The organism is Lottiidibacillus patelloidae (genome assembly GCF_002262935.1).
GTDB classification, from domain to species: Bacteria; Bacillota; Bacilli; order Bacillales; family SA5d-4; genus Lottiidibacillus; species Lottiidibacillus patelloidae.
The window spans coordinates 169884-189050 of record NZ_NPIA01000004.1; the positions used below are offsets into that span (position 1 = coordinate 169884).

The window sequence follows — 19167 nt, forward strand, 5'->3', positions numbered from 1 at the left end:
GTTAATTTTCTTTTTCAGTAATAAATACCTTTTCAAAAGATAAATTTTTCACTTTTGCAAAAAGATCTCTTTTCAGAAAAGGGGAAATATAAGATTTTATAAAAGAAGGTGTAAGCTCTTGCTGCACCTTTTCTTGTATATTCATTTTCCAATACGCTTTTGCTGGCACAAGTAATTGTGACTTAATAATGTCAAATTCAAGTTGACTGAGAGGTCGTATTTGATGATAAGAGCGCAGTATATCCGAAATGTATCTCCCATCAGTTCCCATATGAAGTTGAATAAGAAAAATTAAGTCTGTAATTCGTATATTAAAGTTCACGTTATCGAAGTCAATTAGAAAAGCATTGTTGTTTGGTGAAAGTATAATATTTGAGTAGTTGTAGTCTCCATGGACAAAAGCTTGTTCTTTCTGTTCACTATTCCACAATTTCTTGTATTTTTGGTAAGGAAAGAAACTGATTGCTTCTTCAAATAGTTGGATTGCTGTAAGGAGCTCATGGTAACTGTACTTTCGCTGCAAATACAGCAATCGTTCTAAAATCATACTGTTGTAATACGGTCCAATCTTCACGTGCAAGAATTGCGGTGGTTTATGGAATGATGACCGGACCCTAACCTCTTTATTTACATTTAATTTCAAAGAATAATTATGCAAGTTTGCAAGTGCTTGAGCAGCTTTTTTTAATTGGTTTAAATTAGAAAAATTGAAAGCTTCTCCATTTATCCAATCAGCCAGAAAGTACGTATGATTATTGTGACTTATAAGTAGTTTCTTCTCAATTGTTGGTATAATCGTGTATGTTGATTGGAAGTTATTTCCTTGTAAATGGTGCAAAACCTCCATTTGAAAATGAAGAGATTCATGCTCTTTATTTTTATATTCTTTTAAACAATAATCTCCTTCGCTTGATGAAATTTTATAAACCTTTCTAATCTTTTCAATTTTTAATGGCTTAATATTGTAATATTTTTCTAAAATGTTAGTTATGTCCTGCAAATAATCACCTCGATATTATCTAAGTTATTCAATTAGCTAGTAAAGGTTTCTAGGGTAGTGCCGTGCCACTTGAAAGAAAATAAAATAATATAATTTATATCGAGTGTCATCGAACATCAAGGAGTTGACGAAATGGTTAAAGTTTCGGTCGTCTTGCCATTATGTAATGAGCAGGAAAACATTAGAGCAATCGTTACAGAAATAAAAAAATTACAACCATATGAAATAATTGCAGTCGTCAACGGTTCAACAGACAATACGAAGAGAATTGTTGAAGATATGCATTGTAAGATTTATGAATATAAAGAACCTCTAGGACATAACGTCGGCAGGGCTATCGGTGCACGTCATGCCACAGGTGATATTTTACTATTTTTAGATGGTGATATTGTTATTAAGGCATCTACTTTAAAAATTTTTATTGAAGCTATAGAACAAGGAAATGATATTGCCTTAAATCAATTAAGTTACTTCTGGGATAAAGTTAAGCCCCCACACCATATTTCCATTGCTAAAAGAGCGTTAAATATTTTGAGTAACTACGGTGAACTATCGATTAATTCATTTGTAGCTATTCCTCATGCAATGAGTAGAAATGCTTTAAATAAGATTAAGTGGTGGAATTTAGCTTTTCCACCAAAAGCACAAGTAATTGCGATGGAACAAAAACTGTCAATTACCTGCCCAATTCTAGTTGATGTAGTTTCTAAAAATAAAATTCGAAAGGACCAACATCAAACGATAGCTAAAGGCACTCCATATGATATCAGTTCAAGCCGGATTATCGGTGATCATTTACAAGCTTTAGCTTATCTTACTAGGAAGAAGGAAGGTGAGGGGATAGGTTCGCCTATATATAATAATGCAACCCTTCTTCCTCAACAGAAGAACGTAACAAGTGGAAAATGTAGTGTAATAATTTCGTTTCAGACAGGCGAAATGAAAGCTCAATTGCTAGAAAATATAATGCTAGCAAAAATAAACGATATTGTTGTTGTTATTAGCGATAGTGATAATCATGAAGCTTTACTTGATAAATATAATGTGAAAATTGTGCCAGTATCTGATTTACTCCCTAGTCATCTAAAATTCTTTATCGGTGCTGCATTTGCACAAGGAGAAAAACTTCTTTTTTTACAAGGTACTGAACGGTTATCTATTTCAGATATAAAAAAGTATTACAATGCTTTAGACAATGGGGTAGATGCTGTTTTAACAAATACCGATAATGAGTTAATGAAAGAGAAAGTAAGTGACCAATGTGCTTTACTTTCTTTTTTAAACGTGATTGGTAAGCAACCTGATTTATTATGCAGCACCATCTTCACAACCCCATATGCAATGACACGAAAAACGGTAATTGAACTCGGAGAAAGTGGTTATGTTAATCCATTTTATACGCAATTACTCATTACTTCTAACAATAAAAAGATTGAAAAAGTCTCGATTGAAAGTGATATCGAGAGAAAAAATGAAGAGTTGATTAATGCAGGTGTATTGGAGGCGATAAATCGATACTTACAACAAACGGATAATAGAGGAGGGTATCTTATAGGAAATCGAAAAATGAAAGAAATTGAGAAATTAAAGAGTGCAAAAAAGCTCTCCGTCATCATACCTCTAATGAATGAAGAAGGCACAATAAAACATGTCATAGAAGAAGTTCAGAAATTAAATCCTTATGAGATAATTGCTGTTGTCAATGGTTCAACGGACGGCACGGCTTCAATTGTAAATGACTTAAATTGTAAAGTAATATCTTTTGAACAGCCTCTTGGTTACGATTGTGGGCGGGCGATTGGTGCTTATCATGCAAAAGGGGATGTTTTGTTATTTGTTGATGGAGACATCACAATAGCTAGTAATGAACTTCAGTCTTTTGTAGCTTCGATAAAAAATGGTGCCGATTTCGCTATAAATGATTTAAGGTGGACAATTGAACGAAAAATTAGGCCGCACCCTTCAGCTATTGCAAAGAAAGCAATTAATGACCTTTGTAGTCGAGATGATTTATCAGTAAATTCAATGGTTGCAATCCCTCATGCAATGAGTAAAAATGCATTAGAAAAAATTGGATGGTGGAACTTGGCTGACCCACCGGTAGCTTTTGTAAAGGCAATAAAAGAAGAATTGTTAATTACAGCACCAGAAAGTGTCAATGTAATTAATAGTAATAAATTTCGCCCTATCCATTCCACGAAAGATCATTTTTCCCCATTCCCTTTTCCTACAGCATCTATTATTGGCGTTCATTTAAAAGCAATAAAAGAGGAGTTAGTTCATAGTGGTGATCGTGGCAATTATATAGATAAACGTAACCGTAATTTAGTCGCGAAATACACGCCTTTCTTATGGAAAAGAAAAGTGAAACGCAGCGCAATTATTTGTGCAGAAACGAAAGTAGCTTACATTAATCATCACATAAAAGTCCTGAAAGACATTGTCGATGAAATCATTGTCGTTACAAATGGAGAAAGTAAACAAATTAATAAGTTGGCTGAACAAAAATTATGTAGAAACATAGTAGTAAAACAGCCATTAGGTCCTTTTACACAACGATCTATAGGAGCTAATTATGCAAGGGGCAAGGTTCTGCTTTTTATAGATTGTAAGACAAAGCATTCAAAAAGTAATTTATTACAATATATTCAAGAAGTAGAACGTTCTAATGGTATTGCCTTAAATAATATTGAATATATCATCGATAAAGTGCAACCGATTGATACTTTCAATACCTTGCAAATGTTTTTAAATATCGCTCTCCACCAACCAGATTTAGTCAATGCCTCAATGTATACGTATCCCCTAGTTATTCATAAAGATGCCCTAGATATTATTGGAAGAGAGCCATTAATGGTTCCTGCGCTAGCTCAAGTAATAGCAGTACTAAATGGAATTCCTATAGCTACTTCTTGTTCCACGCCTTTAGAAAAAGATGTTTTGACTGAACTTAAAAGGAATACACATTATAACTACCGAAGTGAATTAAAGAAAATTATTTTAGGAGATTTCTTAGAAGGTTTCTCATATTTGTTTCGTGAAAGAGGAACTCTAGCACAGTTTAATGATGGCAACAAAAACAGAAAACTACTAGAGGAATATAAAAAGAGGGAGCGCTAAATTTGCAGGGAATTCTTTTTCTATGTGGAATTAGTTGGAGTCATCTTTATTTTTACTGAAAGAGGAGATTATTGTGACCAAACCGATTCAAATGTTCCGCGGAGATTATTTAGAAAGTGCTCATGATATTCATGTCGCAGTCGTCGACAACACTGGGAAGCTACTTTATTCATATGGAGACCCAAATAGATTAACGTTTCCACGTTCTTCAATGAAACCCTTCCAAACTGTGCCAGTCATTGAAACAGGAACAGCACGGAAGTACCAATTCGGAGCAAAGGAGTTAGCGCTTTTTTGTGCGTCGCATGCAGGTGAAGATTATCATCGTCGGGCAGTTTTAGAGGTATTAAAGAAGGTAGATCTAAAAGAAAGTGATTTACAATGTGGCTATCACATTCCTTTTCATCATGCTAGTTATGTTGAGTTACTTAAAAGTGGTAAAGACCTTTCAGAAAGATATAGTAATTGTTCAGGCAAACATTCAGGGATGCTGGCAACGGTTGTTCATATGAAGGAAGACATTGAGACTTACCGTCTACCAGAGCATCCTGTCCAAAAACGAATCCTCCAATCTATTTCGGATATTTGTAATGTTGATATGGAAAAGATTGAACTTAGTGTTGATGGTTGTGGTGTTCCTGTGCATCGTGTTCCACTTTATAATGCTGCATTAGGTTACGCTAAGTTAGTGAAGCCAGAAGGGACAGTCTCTTCTAAGCGAGCACAGTCCTTAAAAACAATCCGTGATGCGATGATGCAACTTCCAGAAATGGTTGCTGGAACGGACCGTTTTGATACAGATGTGATGAGGTCATCCAAAGGTAACATCGTTTCAAAGGTTGGTGCGGAAGCGGTCCAATGTGTTGGTGTTCTCGATAGAGGGATAGGTATTGCAGTGAAAATAGAAGATGGCTCACAACGTGCTGAAACTGTGGCAATGATGGAAGTCTTGAAGCAACTCGGCATTGGTGATGAAACGTTTTATGCAAAAATGAGAAACTATACGTTGGCTCCAGTTTTAAACATGCGAAAAGAAAAAATAGGCGTTGTGAAAGCAAACTTCACATTAAAAAAGCATCTATAGATAAAGAAATATTTCGCTATATCATTTAGAATTGAGTTTACAGTATTTATTGAATGTTTAAACATTTCATCGCCTTTTCCTATTGATTCAGGAATCCATGATATAAGTGAGAAAAGTTGCAATAATATTCATTGACTTAGCGTAAGATAGATTGTTAGAATGGGTTTTATAATTTCATAACATAAATATATTTTCCTTCGTATATCCTCGATAATATGGTTCGAGAGTCTCTACCGGGTCACCGAAAATGACCTGACTATGAAGGCGGATGTTCTATACATTTTTTTAGTTACCTTAAGAATGCTAGAATTCTGCCTTTATGGCACAATTCTAGCATTTTTTCGTTTTATTAATGAATAAGGGGTGTCTTATATGACAGTAATGACAGATGAAATGATTTTAGTTTTAGATTTTGGTAGTCAATACAATCAATTAATTACGAGGCGTATTCGCGAGTTTGGTGTATATAGTGAACTTCATCCACATACAATTTCTGCCGATGAAGTTAAGGAACTGAATCCAAAGGGGATTATTCTTTCAGGTGGACCAAATAGCGTTTATAGTGATGATGCTTTTTCTTGTGATGAAGAAATTTTTGAGTTAGGCATTCCTATTTTAGGGATTTGTTATGGAATGCAGCTGATGACAAAACATTTCGGTGGGATTGTCAAAAGAGCAGATCATCGTGAATACGGGAAAGCGACAATTTCAGTTGAACATCAGTCTCCTTTATATACTAGGCTTCCTGAAGAACAAGTCGTATGGATGAGCCATGGTGATAAAGTCGTTGGTTTGCCGGAAGGTTTTACGATAGATGCGACGAGTAAGTCTTGTCCAATCGCGGCAATGAGCAATGTTGAAAAGAACTTTTATGGCGTGCAGTTTCACCCAGAAGTTCGTCATTCTGTACATGGCAATGACTTGTTAAAAAACTTTGTGTTTGTAGTGGCTGGCTGCAAGGAAGCTTGGTCAATGGAAAACTTTATTGAAATGGAAATTGAAAAAATTAGAGAGCAAGTTGGCGATAAGAAAGTGTTGTGTGCTTTAAGTGGTGGTGTCGACTCTTCTGTAGTAGCTGTTTTAATACATAAAGCAATTGGCGATCAGCTTACATGTATTTTTGTCGATAATGGCTTACTTCGCAAAGGAGAAGCTGAAGGTGTCATGAAAACATTCTCCGAAGGATTCAATATGAATGTTATTAAAGTTGATGCAAAAGAGCGTTTCTTGAGCAAGCTTGCAGGCGTTAGTGATCCAGAGAAAAAGCGAAAAATTATCGGGAATGAATTCATTTATGTATTCGATGATGAAGCAAGTAAACTGGAAGGTATTGACTTTTTAGCGCAAGGGACGCTTTACACAGATATCATCGAAAGCGGAACGGCAACTGCGCAAACAATTAAGTCTCACCATAATGTTGGTGGATTACCAGAAGATATGGCGTTTACGTTAATTGAACCATTAAATACACTTTTCAAAGATGAAGTTAGAGCATTAGGAACGGAGCTAGGCATGCCAGATGCAGTAGTTTGGCGTCAACCGTTTCCTGGTCCTGGACTTGGTATTCGCGTGTTAGGGGAAATAACGGAAGAAAAGCTAGAAATAGTTCGCGCATCAGATGCGATTTTAAGAGAAGAAATTAAGAATGCAGGTTTAAATCGTGACATTTGGCAATATTTCACCGTCCTTCCTGATATTCGAAGTGTAGGTGTGATGGGTGACGCGCGGACTTATGATTATACGATTGGCATTCGCGCAGTAACGTCCATTGATGGAATGACATCCGATTGGGCGCGCATCCCGTGGGATGTACTAGAGACAATTTCCACAAGAATTGTAAATGAAGTAGCTCATATAAACCGAGTTGTTTATGACATTACGAGCAAGCCGCCAGCAACGATCGAGTGGGAGTAAGCGTTTAATAGATAAAATACTAATATAAGAAAAGGGGTAGGAAGAGATGTGGGAACAGAAATTTGCTAAAGAAGGTCTAACTTTTGATGATGTACTTTTAGTCCCTGCAAAATCAAGTGTGTTACCAAAAGAGGTTCAAGTAAAGACGAAGCTAAGCGAAACATTAACGTTGAATATCCCAATTATTAGCGCAGGAATGGATACGGTAACGGAAGCAGAAATGGCAATTGCGATGGCGCGTCAAGGTGGTCTTGGAATCATTCATAAAAATATGACGATTGCCATGCAAGCTGAGCATGTTGATCGAGTGAAACGCTCGGAAAATGGCGTCATTACTAACCCATTCTCATTACAAGCGAGCCACCAAGTTTATGATGCTGAGCACTTAATGAGTAAATATCGCATCTCTGGTGTGCCAATTACAGATGAAGAAAACACGTTAGTTGGCATTTTAACTAACCGTGACTTACGCTTTATTGATGATTATTCGATTGTGATCGCTGAGGTAATGACGTCTGAAAACTTAATTACTGCACCTGTTGGCACGACACTTAAAGAAGCAGCGAGCATTTTACAAAAGCATAAAATTGAAAAGCTACCATTAGTAGATAGTGAGTTTAAGCTTAAAGGATTAATTACAATTAAGGATATTGAAAAAGCAATTCAATTTCCAAATGCCGCTAAAGATAGCAATGGAAGGTTAGTAGCTGGTGCAGCGGTAGGTGTTTCAAATGATACTGATGAACGTGTAGCTGCTTTAGTTGAATCAGGAGTTGATGTTGTCGTAATTGATACAGCGCACGGTCATTCGCAAGGTGTATTAAATACCGTTCGTCGTATTCGCAGCACGTATCCTAGTTTAAATATCATTGCAGGAAATGTCGCTACTGGCGAGGCAACGAGAGATTTAATTGAAGCAGGAGCTAACATTATTAAAGTAGGTATCGGCCCAGGTTCTATTTGTACAACGAGAATTGTAGCTGGAATTGGTGTACCACAAGTAACGGCAGTTTACGATTGCGCAACAGTTGCCAGAGAATATAACATTCCAGTTATTGCTGATGGTGGAATTAAATATTCTGGAGAAATTCCAAAGGCGATTGCAGCTGGAGCACATGCTGTAATGCTTGGAAGTTTGCTTGCTGGTGTGACAGAAAGTCCTGGTGAGTTTGAAATATTCCAAGGTCGCCGTTTTAAAGCATATCGTGGCATGGGTTCAATGGGGGCAATGCAAGCTGGAAGTAAAGATCGCTATTTCCAGGAAAATGAACAAAAGCTAGTACCTGAAGGAATTGAAGGAAGAATTCCTTATAAAGGTCCATTAGCTGATTCGTTGCATCAATTAATTGGTGGGCTACGTGCAGGTATGGGCTATTGCGGAACGGCAACTCTTGATGAACTAAGGAACGAAGGGAAATTCGTCCGCATTACAGGTGCTGGCTTAAAAGAGTCGCATCCACATGATGTGCAAATAACGAAGGAAGCACCTAACTATTCGTTAACATAATGGCAAAGAAAACCCGTTATTAAAAACAACGGGTTTTCTTTATTTTAGCTGAGGGCTCCATGGTGCAATTTCGAGAGACTGATATTTTAAGGGAATGTCTTGTCTAACTAGACCAGCCTTTTTAGCATAATAATCGAGCATGGGAAAAACAGTATGGCGATGAAAACTAGCATGAATATATTGAGGTTCGTTACGTCTACCCCAAACTATTCCGCGTAAAAAGATGTTTACACTATTTTCAAACTCTGTTCCATGCTCATTTAAGACAACATTAAAGTTAATGAATTCATTATAGCCGTCTGCAATTGCGATAACCGTTACTACTCCCAAGTCTTTATTTGGGAAGCGAGGGTCTCGTGGTACTGAAAAATTTGAAACAGCTTTTCCTTCGTTGTCCGTTAGAACATTACCGACGATTTTACCTAAGGAGTCTATAATAAGAATACGCGCTCCTTTAATAGGCGGTCGATATAAGTCATGCATGTTATATTCTTTCCAAGCCTTAACATTAATAAGTAATGTACCTGAGACATTTTTTTCTTTTTCAGCTAAAGCAAAGGAGTTAAAAATGAATACCAAAATGGTCGATAGTAGTAAAATTTTCTTCATTAGAGAACACTTCCTGCATGTTGAAGATATTCTCTATCATTTGTTTATTATATATTTCTCATGCACTATTTTGTTTTATTTATTCACTTACCGGTACTACTGCACCTTTGTATTCTTTTAAGATAAAGTCTTGGATTTCTTTTGAACGAAGTACTTCAAGTAAAGCTTTAATATCCTCACGTTTTTCATCGCCATTTCTTACTGTAATGATATTGACGTAAGGAGATTCAGCACCTTCAACTAAGATTGCATCTTCTAATGGGTTTAACCCTGCATCGATTGCGTAGTTCGTATTAATTAAGACAGCATCACCTTCGCCATTTTTGTAAACTTGCGGAAGAAGTCCTGCTTCAACATCATATTTAAAAACGAACCCTTTAGGATTGCTAGCAATGTCATCTGTTGTAGCCTTCGTTGTATCAATTCCTTCTTTTAAAGTAATTAAGCCAACATTTTGTAAAAGTGTTAAAATTCGACCGTGATCAGCAATAGAGTTACTCATAATAATTGTTGCACCTTTTGGAAGGTCTTCAATGCTATCGTATTTAGTAGAATAAACACCAATTGGTTCGATATGAACGCCACCTGCATTGACAAAGTCATAACCATGATCTGCAATTTGTGAAGCTAAATAAGGTACATGTTGAAAATAGTTAGCATCAAGTTCTTTACCTTCTAATGCTTGGTTTGGTAATACATAATCTTGGAATGTAACGATTTCTAATTCAATGCCTTGCTCAGCTAAGATAGGTTTTACTTGTTCTAAAATTTCTGCATGAGGTACGTTAGACGCACCAACAACTAATTTGTTCTCGTTATTTGAACAACCAGCGAAAGCGAAGATTACAATAATTGATAAGAATGATACTAATAATAATTTTTTCATGTTTAATTATCCCCTTTTATTTTTTATCTTTTATCTATTTTTAAAGTGACTTTGTCACCGATAAACTGAATGATGAAAACGATGAATAATATTAATATAGTTGCGACGATCGTTACGTCATTATGACTTCGTTGAAAGCCTTCTAAATATGCTAAGTTACCAAGTCCTCCAGCACCGACAACTCCGGCCATTGCGGTATAACCTACTAGTGCAATTGCTGTAACTGTAATACCGGATACTAAAGCGGGCATTGCTTCGGGAAGTAAAACTTTAAAAATAATATCCTTAAATGATGCTCCCATTGCTAGTGAAGCTTCAATTACTCCTTTGTCAATTTCACGTAGAGCAAGTTCGACCATGCGAGCGTAAAATGGTGCGGCTCCGATAATTAAAGCAGGTAATGCAGCATTTGCCCCCAGCATTGTTCCTACTAAAATCTTTGTGAGTGGAATTAGCAATATAATTAAAATGATAAATGGTATTGATCGAAAAATATTAACGAATGAAGCAATGATTCGGTGAATCGAAGCATTCTCCAATAAATTTCCCTTCGATGTTAAGAAGAGCAATAACCCTAATATGACGCCGAAGATAAATGTTGCAAGAACAGAAACTGCTGTCATGTAAAGTGTTTCAATGGTTGCATCAATTACTTTTTCCCACTTTACATGTGGAATGATGTTGCTAATCATTTGCTAATAACCTCCAGTTCAGTTCCTTTAACAAAGCTTTTAGTAGCTTGATGACGTGGCTGATGGAAGATTTGTTGGACGTTACCTTGTTCTACGATGCTTCCATTTTCCATAACAGCTACCTTTTTACATATTTTGCGAATGACATCAAACTCATGTGTAATGAGGACAATTGTTAAGCCAAGTCGCTTATTAATATCAAGTAACAACTGCAAAATGGAGTCCGTTGTTTTCGGGTCTAATGCCGATGTTGCTTCGTCACATAATAGGATACTAGGGTTGTTTGCTAATGCTCTTGCAATGCCAACACGTTGCTTTTGACCTCCGCTTAGTTGAGCTGGATAAGCATCTTCTCTACCTTCAAGTCCGACTAGTTTAATCAGTTCGGCTACTTTTGCATCGCGTTCAGCCTTTGGTACATTGGCAACTTCGAGTGGTAAGGAAATGTTTTCAGCAGCAGTTCTTGACCAAAGTAGGTTGAAGTGCTGAAAAATCATTCCAATTTTTTGTCTTGCTTGTCGTAATTGTTTCCCTCGAAGAGTAGTAAAGTCTACATTGCCTACAGTGACAGTTCCACTTGTCGGTTTTTCTAATTGATTGATCATCCGCAACAAGGTGCTTTTCCCGGCGCCACTATAACCAATGATGCCAAATATTTCTCCTTTTTCGATCGTTAAGTTAATGTTTGAAACAGCTGTTACAGCTGGGCGTTTTTTTCTGCGAAATACTTTTTCAACAGCGTTTAATTTGATCAATTTTTTAATCCCTTCTTTCTTTTTTAGTAATTTTATAGGTTTAGTCAGGATTGTAAATATGATGGTGCGACTTAAGGCCCTAAGGAAACAATAAAAAACCCTTTCCGCAAACAAGCAGAAAGGGTTATATGTAGGGTCCTTTCTCTCATCTGCCAAAGCAAAAAGCTTTGTAGGAATTGGCACCATTTCAACAAAAATCGTTGACGGTTGCCGGGTTTCATCGGGCCCAGTCCCTCCACCTCTCATGATAAGAGTTCAATCTATTTAATTGTTATTTTAGTGAATTAATACTTTAGCTCAATAAAGTTAGTGAACTATGAAAGTAACTATAGCATGGTTGTAAAAAAAGCGTCAAGCATTTTTTTAAAAACTTTTTTCGAAGTAATTTCTAGCTCTTTTTTTCAAGCATGAGATAAATAATACAACTATTTTTACGAAGTGACAACTGTTTTTATGCAGGAATTATAATTTTTTTTGCGAATACAATTTAGATACAAATATATGACAGGATGTGTGATTTATTTGATAAAGCCAAGCATAGCAAAAGAGCGAATCGATGCGATAGATATCGTCAGGGGGTTTGCGTTATTCGGCATTTTTTTAGTGAATATGCCAGCTTTCTTTTTACCATTTTTATATATTGACCAACAAAAAGCAGCAGAAACATTCTGGGATAAGGCAGTCGTTATTTTTATCGACATTGTTGCTCAGGCAAATTTTTACACGCTTTTTTCCTTTTTATTCGGGTTCGGGACTATTTTCTTTTATGAAAGATTAAAAGAAAAAGAGCTTCGTCCATTACCGTTTTTGTTGAGAAGGTTTACTTTTTTACTAGTACTTGGACTAATTCATGCAATCTTAATTTGGCATGGAGATATTTTAATTACATACGCTATTACGGCAATTATTTTAATTTTATTTTTAAGTGCTAGAGGGAAGTCACTGTTAATTCATTCCATTGCTATGATTGCTATTCCATACTTGGCGATTGGCTTGTTATTACTTATGTCTGGAACAGGTTCTCTTACTGAAAAACCGACATCAGCAAATGATATTGAAAATGTGTATCAAAGTGGTTCTTATGTTGAAATTACAATGCAAAGAATTTCAGATTATCTTTATGTACACGGCGGTTTTGGTATGGTTTTCGTTGTCATATCATTGCTACCAATGTTTTTATTAGGCGCTTATTTTGCAAAGGAAAAGCTCTTTCATCAAGCAAGCGAGCATAAGGAGAAATTAAAAAAGATTGCTATTATTACATTAGCGATCGGGATACCACTTAAAGTGCTGCCATATTTTACAGACAATCTTATCGCTTCCATGTACCAAGACGGTGTTGGCGGACCACTTATGGCGATTGGTTATGCAACGTCAATTGTCTTACTCGTTGAAGCAAAAATAGGACTTAAGGTATTAGCGCCATTACGATACATTGGACGGTTATCATTAAGTAATTATATTCTTCAGTCTGTTATTTGCACATTATTGTTTTACAGCTATGGCTTCGGATTGTATGGTTCTGTCACGAATAAAGTTGGCTTGTTGTTAACGGTAGTTATATTTATCATGCAAATTTTCATTAGTAAATGGTGGTTAGCACGTTATCAATATGGACCGTTAGAATGGCTTTGGCGGACAGTGACGTATAAAAATGTGTTAGCGATAAAAAAGAAAGTAGGATTGCAAAATAAGATAGAAGCTTAGTCTTGTATTTTATGGTAAAATATAACAAACTATAAAATTTACAATAAATAACTAATAGAGACTTAGAATAGGAGCGATGTATATGAAAAATGCAATATGGTCGGCTATTACCATTAGTATCATCATATTTATTAATTATGGAATAACTAAATCGTTGGGAGTGAGCTATTGGGACTATGCACTAATCACGGGTATAGGTATTTCAGTCGCAATATGGTTCTTAACTTCATCTGGTGGTGTACTCTCAGATTCTGTTAGATATAACACACAGTCTACGACAGGACTGAAAGTGGATAGGGAAAAAAAAGAGTTCAGTCCAAGCGTTGTATTTTATAGTTCCTTATTTTACAATGTAATCGCATTAATAGTAACTGCATATCTTTATAAAGATTATTTCTAAAGCGAAGTCTAAGTCCTCTATGATTAATTACGCTTATTTATATCAGAAACACCTATCAAATCTGATTACAACTTGATAGGTGTTTTTTTTATTTCAACTCACTCTTAGAAACGACAAGTAAAGAATGTGTGTAGTTTCATATATCCGTAAATAAGATCTGCATGACGTCCTTCAACTGTATAAGGATTAACTAGAGGTCGTAATTGTTGTATGAAAACCTGGTCACAATAGCATTTATCTCCGTAATATTGATAACATTCATCATGCATTTTGCAAGCTGCATCAACACGATTAATGGGAGCGCCAGGTCCACTACAGCCAGGACCACACCATTTATAGCCTGGGAAAATGCAGAATCTAAACATGCCTTTTACACTCCTTATAGTAAAGCAAACTTTCTATATACTATGCAGAAGCTGAAAAATGGCAAGTCCATTTGCCTAGACAATGCCTTAGAGTGAGCATCATTCATAGAAAACAAGGTTAATTATGATAAGATAGTTTTAGAATTTTGCGAATTTTGATAGGCAGAAAAGTTGGGGGCATCATTATGTTGAAAGTATTATCATTTTTAAAACCATATAAAATTCACGTGAGTGTCGCGTTATTTTTTATGTTAACTGAACTTGCAGTGGAGTTGTCACAGCCGTTACTAATGGCAAAAATAATTGATGATGGAATAGTACAAAGAGATATGAACACTGTCATTGTTTGGGGTAGTGTAATGGTTGGTATCTCACTTATTGCCTTTGCCTCGGGGATCATTAATTCTTTTTATGCCGCTCATGTAAGCCAAGGGTTAGGCTATGACTTACGAGTTAGATTATATGAAAAAATTCAGTCGTTTGCGTTTGCAAACTTTAATACATACCCAACATCTTCTTTAATTACGAGAATGACGAATGACGTCATGCAAATCCAGCAAACAATGTTCATGAGTTTACGTATTATGATGCGTGCACCACTCTTAATTATCGGTGGATTAGTTATGGCCCTACTAGTAAACAGTAAGCTTGCTATAAGTATTTTAATATCTGTCCCGCTGTTATTTTTCTTTTTAATATGGGTGCTTAGAAAAGGTAGTAAATTATATACAAGCGTGCAAAAAAGATTAGATAAAGTGAATAGTGTGATGCGTGAAAACTTGTTTGCCATTCGCCTCATAAAAGCACTTGTGACAAGAAAACATGAAGGTAAGCGATTTAACAGAGCGAATGAAGACTTAAAAGAAAAAACAGTCCGTGCCCTGCGCTTAATGGAAGCAACAACGCCGATTTTAATGGTCGTTATGAACTTCAGTATTATTGTCATTTTATGGTTTGGTAATTTTGGAGTGACAAATGGATCAATCCAAGTAGGTGAAGTAGTCGCTATCATAAATTATACGACTAGAATTACAGCGGCAATGTCCATTTTTTCATGGATTATTATGGCCTTCTCGAGAGCAAAAGCATCTTCAGCTAGAATAGTTGAAGTGATAGATGAAGAAGTCCATTTAGTAGATAAAAAATATGCAAATGATAAGTGGCAAGTTCGACACGGGAAGGTTGAATTTAGAAATGTTACCTTCCAGTATCCACAAGCTGATTCTGCGGCAATAGAAAAGTTGTCTTTTGTTGCAGAGCCTTTGCACACGGTAGCAATTTTAGGAGCGACAGGATCAGGGAAAACGTCTCTGATGCAATTAATACCACGTTTATATGATGTAAATAGTGGGGCAATTTTCATCGATGATACTTCAATAGATCGATACAAATTAAAGCATTTACGGAGCAAAGTCGGTGTTGTTCCTCAAGAAGCGATGCTCTTTTCGGGGACAATTAAAGAAAATATTGCAATGGGTAAAGAACATGCAACGTTCGAAGAAATTAGAGCAGCAGCGAAAAGTGCCCAAATACATGAAACAATTGAAAAGTTTCCGAATGGCTATGAAACAGTTCTTGGCCAAAAAGGTGTTAACTTATCAGGTGGTCAAAAGCAAAGGCTTTCGATTGCAAGAGCGCTTGTCCGTAAACCAAAAATTCTTCTACTTGATGATAGTACGAGTGCTTTAGATTTGAAAACAGAGGGAAAACTTCTCGAGGCAGTGAAGCAATACGAATGTACAACAATCATTGTTACGCAAAAAATTAGCACAGCAATGGAAGCAGATACGATTCTTCTTTTAGAAGACGGGAAATTATTAACTAGTGGTAGTCACGATGTATTAATTAGGAACTCTGAGTTATATCAGAAAATATATGCTTCACAATTTGGAGAGGAGGAATTACAACGTGCGCAAACAACTACGTGAACCTTTCCAATATGAAAAAATTCCTTTAAGTGAGATTAAATCACCAAAGAAAAAGAAGAAAAAAGCTAAAGACACGCTCGGTACTTTAAAGCGTATATGGAACTACTTATCATATAAAAAAGCTAAGTTATTTCTAGTACTTGCCATGGTAATTGTAAGTTCTGTCTTAGGTTTATTAGGCCCATTGTTAATTGGCTCAGCAATCGATAATTATATTGTTCCACAAAAAACAGATGGATTACTTTTCATCCTTTTGCTATTGGCAGGTGTTTATGTTTTTTTCGGTGTATTTGTATTACTGCAAAACTTTGTCATGATTGGCGTTGCCCAAGAGACAATTTATCGAATGCGCCGTGACTTATTTTCGCATTTACAAAAGCTATCTTTACCATTTTTTGATAAAAGGCAACATGGCGAGTTAATGAGCAGGGTAACAAATGATATTGATAACATTAGCTCGACGTTAAATAGCTCTGTAATACAAATTTTTTCTAGCATTTTGACGTTAATTGGAACAGTTTCAATTATGTTTTGGTTAAGTCCTCTGTTAACGCTAATTACTATGACTATTGTCCCGTTAATTTTTGTCGGTATAAAATGGATTACACGAAGAACACAATATATCTTTAAACAAACACAAGGCCATCTTGGAGACTTAAATGGGTTTATTGAAGAAAGTATATCTGGACAAAAAGTAATTAAGTCTTTTTCACAAGAAGAGCAAGTGATTACAACGTTTAAAGATAAAAGCAATAACTTAAAGAAAACAGCTTTTTGGGCACAAACATATTCTGGCTTTATTCCAAAAGTAATGAACTTCTTAAATAATATGAGCTTTACCATCATTGCGGCAATTGGGGGATTATTAGCAATAAAAGGTTTTGTGTCAATTGGGACGATGGTTATTTTTACTGAGTATTCACGCCAATTTACAAGGCCAATCAATGATTTAGCAAATCAGTTCAATACGCTCCTTTCCGCAGTAGCAGGGGCAGAGCGAGTATTTGATGTTCTAGATGAAAAGTGTGAGGAAGAAAAAGATGTGGCAAATGAGATACATGAACTTAAAGGTGAAGTTCACTTTCAAAATGCTTCATTCTCCTATGAAAATGGCGAAAAAACAATAAAAAATGTTAGTTTTCATGTTGCTGAAGGGGAAACAGTAGCACTTGTTGGCCCAACTGGAGCTGGGAAAACGACAATTATTAACTTACTAGCACGTTTTTATGATTTAGAAAATGGGAAAATAACCCTTGATGGTACTAATATTGTGGAATTAAAGCGTGAAAGCCTTCGTCAGCAAATGGGCTTCGTCTTACAAGAGTCATTCTTGTTTGAAGGAACAATCCGCGAAAATATTCGCTATGGGAAATTCGACGCATCGGATGAGGAGGTAATTTCCGCTGCAAAAGATGCTAATGCACATTCGTTTATTATGAAATTACCTGACAAATATGACACGATATTAAAACAAGATGGAAGTGGAATTAGCCAAGGGCAAAAGCAGCTGCTTTCCATTGCGCGGGCAATATTAGCTAATCCGTCACTACTTTTGTTGGATGAAGCAACAAGTAGTATTGATACAGTGACGGAAGTAAAGATACAAGAAGCACTAGCTCGATTAATGGAAGGGAGAACAAGCTTTGTCATTGCTCATCGCTTAAATACTGTTAGAAATGCCGACCAAATTCTCGTACTAAATAGTGGGGAAGTTATTGAGCAGGGAGCACATGATGTACTAATAAAAAATCGTGGTTTTTATGCGGATCTTTATGAAAGTCAATTTAAGAAGGAAAGGTTCGTGTAACAAAAGTGGTCATGGGTTGGAAGCAATAACATGAATATTACTTAAACAAAATAAGAGGTTAGGACAAAACAAGAAGCCTGGCACCTCACGCTACAATGAGGAGCCAGGCACTTGTGTCCCAGCCTCTTATTTTTAATACTATCCGAAAAATTTAGAATTAACGTCTGCCGCGACCACTTTGCTCACGGCGGCTTTTCCCGTCAAACTTTGGTTTGTTACGTTGCTTTTTATCGCTAATTTTTTCCTTGCCATGCGTATTGTCTTTCGGTAGTAAACTTTGATCGATTTCTCGCTTTTCCAACTCCATTTCAATACCTTCTTCGATAAGTGTCATATAATGACGGTCTTTATCTGTGAGAAATGTAATTGCTAAACCATGGTCACCAGCTCTACCCGTTCGGCCAATTCGGTGGATGTAGCTTTCGGCATCTTCAGGAATGTCATAGTTAAAGACATGCGTTACCCCTTCAACATCAAGTCCGCGAGCGGCAACATCGGTTGCAATTAAATATTGTAGATCGGCTTTACGGAAACGCTTCATCACTTGTTCACGTTTCGCTTGCGATAAATCACCGTGTAAGACGTCACAATTATAGCCAGCCGCTTTTAAAGCATCATTTAGCTTGATTGCTCTTACAATTGTTCGGCAAAAGATAACTGCTAGAAATGGATTATGTTGTTCAAGGATATGAACAAGACTTCTTTGTTTAGCTCGATCAGTCGTCTCATAGACATATTGTTCAATATCTTTCAAAGTAATGTTTTCTGTTTTCATTTTTATAACTACAGGATTTGTTAAATATCGTTTAGCAAGTGACTGTACTTGTTGCGAAAGAGTTGCAGAGAATAACATTGTTTGTCGATTTGGTCCTGTTTCAGCAAGAATGTTTTCAACATCAGGTAAAAAACCGATGTGTAGCATTTGGTCAGCTTCATCTAATACGAACATAGAAACTTGTTTTAATTGAAGCGTACCTCGTCTTAAATGATCGAGCATTCTCCCTGGTGTAGCTACGACGATATGCACGCCTCCGCTTAGCTTCTTTATTTGTCTTTCGACATCTTGACCGCCATAGATAGCAAGAACATTAATATCGTCATCTTTTATCTTTTTTAACTCGGCTGTAATTTGGATTGCAAGCTCTCTTGTAGGAGTAACGATTACTGCTTGGACAAAGCTTTCTTCTACATTTATTTTCTCAACGATTGGAAGCAAAAAAGCTAATGTTTTTCCAGTACCCGTTTGTGATTGTGCAATAACATCTTTTCCTTCTAGGATTAAGGGAATAGTTTGTTCTTGAATCGGTGTAGGTGTCACAAAGCCATTGCTTTTCATTTTATTAGTTAGTTTTTCATTAATACCTAAATGTTTAAATGTTGTCATGATGGTCCT

Annotated in this window: 14 protein-coding genes, 1 pseudogene and 2 riboswitches; of the genes and pseudogenes, 8 read left to right on the top strand and 7 right to left on the bottom strand. The window is 36.2% G+C overall.

Features of this window, described 5'->3' with window-relative positions:
- Window position 1: 1 nt before the first annotated feature.
- Window positions 2-1000 (bottom strand): phosphotransferase, encoded by a 999-nt coding sequence (locus CIB95_RS09365; protein WP_094924499.1) that lies wholly within the window; start codon window positions 998-1000, stop codon window positions 2-4.
- 132 nt (window positions 1001-1132) lie between these two features.
- On the opposite strand from CIB95_RS09365, the gene CIB95_RS09370 reads away from it, so the two are divergent.
- From CIB95_RS09370 to guaB, 4 genes are all read left to right on the top strand, one after another.
- A complete protein-coding gene (locus CIB95_RS09370) occupies window positions 1133-4120 on the top strand; it encodes a glycosyltransferase family 2 protein (RefSeq protein WP_094924501.1) in 2988 nt (995 codons plus the stop codon).
- Window positions 4121-4193: 73 nt separating this feature from the next.
- A complete protein-coding gene (locus CIB95_RS09375) occupies window positions 4194-5204 on the top strand; it encodes an asparaginase (protein ID WP_094924503.1) in 1011 nt (336 codons plus the stop codon).
- 177 nt (window positions 5205-5381) lie between these two features.
- Window positions 5382-5483: riboswitch (purine riboswitch) on the top strand.
- A 93-nt stretch (window positions 5484-5576) separates the two neighbouring features.
- The gene (gene guaA / locus CIB95_RS09380; RefSeq protein ID WP_094924505.1) at window positions 5577-7118 is read left to right on the top strand and encodes a glutamine-hydrolyzing GMP synthase; all 1542 of its coding nucleotides are present in this window, start codon (window positions 5577-5579) and stop codon (window positions 7116-7118) included.
- Between the two features lie 46 nt (window positions 7119-7164).
- Window positions 7165-8625 carry an IMP dehydrogenase gene (gene guaB / locus CIB95_RS09385; protein ID WP_094924507.1) on the top strand — a complete coding sequence of 487 codons (1461 nt, stop codon included), beginning with the start codon at window positions 7165-7167 and terminating at the stop codon, window positions 8623-8625.
- A gap of 39 nt (window positions 8626-8664) precedes the next feature.
- On the opposite strand, the gene CIB95_RS09390 is transcribed toward guaB, so the two are convergent.
- The 4 genes and pseudogenes from CIB95_RS09390 to CIB95_RS09405 form a co-directional block, all read right to left on the bottom strand.
- Window positions 8665-9234: a hypothetical protein gene (locus CIB95_RS09390; protein ID WP_094924509.1), complete on the bottom strand. Its 570-nt coding sequence runs from the start codon at window positions 9232-9234 to the stop codon at window positions 8665-8667.
- Window positions 9235-9313: 79 nt separating this feature from the next.
- The gene (locus CIB95_RS09395; RefSeq protein WP_094924511.1) at window positions 9314-10120 is read right to left on the bottom strand and encodes a MetQ/NlpA family ABC transporter substrate-binding protein; all 807 of its coding nucleotides are present in this window, start codon (window positions 10118-10120) and stop codon (window positions 9314-9316) included.
- 23 nt (window positions 10121-10143) lie between these two features.
- A complete protein-coding gene (locus tag CIB95_RS09400) occupies window positions 10144-10812 on the bottom strand; it encodes a methionine ABC transporter permease (protein WP_094924513.1) in 669 nt (222 codons plus the stop codon).
- 26 nt (window positions 10813-10838) lie between these two features.
- Window positions 10839-11567, bottom strand: a pseudogene (locus CIB95_RS09405) (methionine ABC transporter ATP-binding protein); the annotation flags it as partial.
- 142 nt (window positions 11568-11709) lie between these two features.
- Window positions 11710-11821: riboswitch (SAM riboswitch) on the bottom strand.
- 268 nt (window positions 11822-12089) lie between these two features.
- Here CIB95_RS09405 and CIB95_RS09410 point away from each other — a divergent pair.
- Window positions 12090-13274, top strand: coding sequence for a DUF418 domain-containing protein (locus CIB95_RS09410; RefSeq protein ID WP_158217601.1), 1185 nt, complete (start codon window positions 12090-12092; stop codon window positions 13272-13274).
- 76 nt (window positions 13275-13350) lie between these two features.
- Window positions 13351-13674 carry a hypothetical protein gene (locus CIB95_RS16200; protein WP_158217602.1) on the top strand — a complete coding sequence of 108 codons (324 nt, stop codon included), beginning with the start codon at window positions 13351-13353 and terminating at the stop codon, window positions 13672-13674.
- Between the two features lie 104 nt (window positions 13675-13778).
- Here CIB95_RS16200 and CIB95_RS09420 read toward each other — a convergent pair whose 3' ends face one another.
- Window positions 13779-14039, bottom strand: a complete 261-nt coding sequence (locus CIB95_RS09420) for a phospholipase (RefSeq protein WP_094924518.1) — start codon at window positions 14037-14039, stop codon at window positions 13779-13781.
- Between the two features lie 185 nt (window positions 14040-14224).
- Between CIB95_RS09420 and CIB95_RS09425 the strand changes: the two genes are divergently transcribed.
- Window positions 14225-15967: an ABC transporter ATP-binding protein gene (locus CIB95_RS09425; protein WP_094924520.1), complete on the top strand. Its 1743-nt coding sequence runs from the start codon at window positions 14225-14227 to the stop codon at window positions 15965-15967.
- Window positions 15948-17774: an ABC transporter ATP-binding protein gene (locus CIB95_RS09430; protein ID WP_094924522.1), complete on the top strand. Its 1827-nt coding sequence runs from the start codon at window positions 15948-15950 to the stop codon at window positions 17772-17774. The genes CIB95_RS09425 and CIB95_RS09430 overlap by 20 nt, the downstream gene beginning before the upstream one ends.
- 157 nt (window positions 17775-17931) lie before the next feature.
- On the opposite strand, the gene CIB95_RS09435 is transcribed toward CIB95_RS09430, so the two are convergent.
- Complete coding sequence (locus CIB95_RS09435; RefSeq protein ID WP_094924524.1) at window positions 17932-19158, bottom strand: DEAD/DEAH box helicase; 1227 nt, start codon at window positions 19156-19158, stop codon at window positions 17932-17934.
- Window positions 19159-19167: the final 9 nt, after the last annotated feature.

Coding starts and splice junctions, on each gene's coding strand:
- CIB95_RS09395 (WP_094924511.1), bottom strand. CDS start 10,120: ATGAAAAAATTATTATTAGTATCATTCTTATCAATTATTGTAATCTTC.
- CIB95_RS09420 (WP_094924518.1), bottom strand. CDS start 14,039: ATGTTTAGATTCTGCATTTTCCCAGGCTATAAATGGTGTGGTCCTGGC.
- CIB95_RS09370 (WP_094924501.1), top strand. CDS start 1,133: ATGGTTAAAGTTTCGGTCGTCTTGCCATTATGTAATGAGCAGGAAAAC.
- CIB95_RS09425 (WP_094924520.1), top strand. CDS start 14,225: ATGTTGAAAGTATTATCATTTTTAAAACCATATAAAATTCACGTGAGT.
- CIB95_RS09390 (WP_094924509.1), bottom strand. CDS start 9,234: ATGAAGAAAATTTTACTACTATCGACCATTTTGGTATTCATTTTTAAC.
- guaB (WP_094924507.1), top strand. CDS start 7,165: ATGTGGGAACAGAAATTTGCTAAAGAAGGTCTAACTTTTGATGATGTA.
- CIB95_RS09400 (WP_094924513.1), bottom strand. CDS start 10,812: ATGATTAGCAACATCATTCCACATGTAAAGTGGGAAAAAGTAATTGAT.
- CIB95_RS16200 (WP_158217602.1), top strand. CDS start 13,351: ATGTATATGAAAAATGCAATATGGTCGGCTATTACCATTAGTATCATC.
- guaA (WP_094924505.1), top strand. CDS start 5,577: ATGACAGTAATGACAGATGAAATGATTTTAGTTTTAGATTTTGGTAGT.
- CIB95_RS09435 (WP_094924524.1), bottom strand. CDS start 19,158: ATGACAACATTTAAACATTTAGGTATTAATGAAAAACTAACTAATAAA.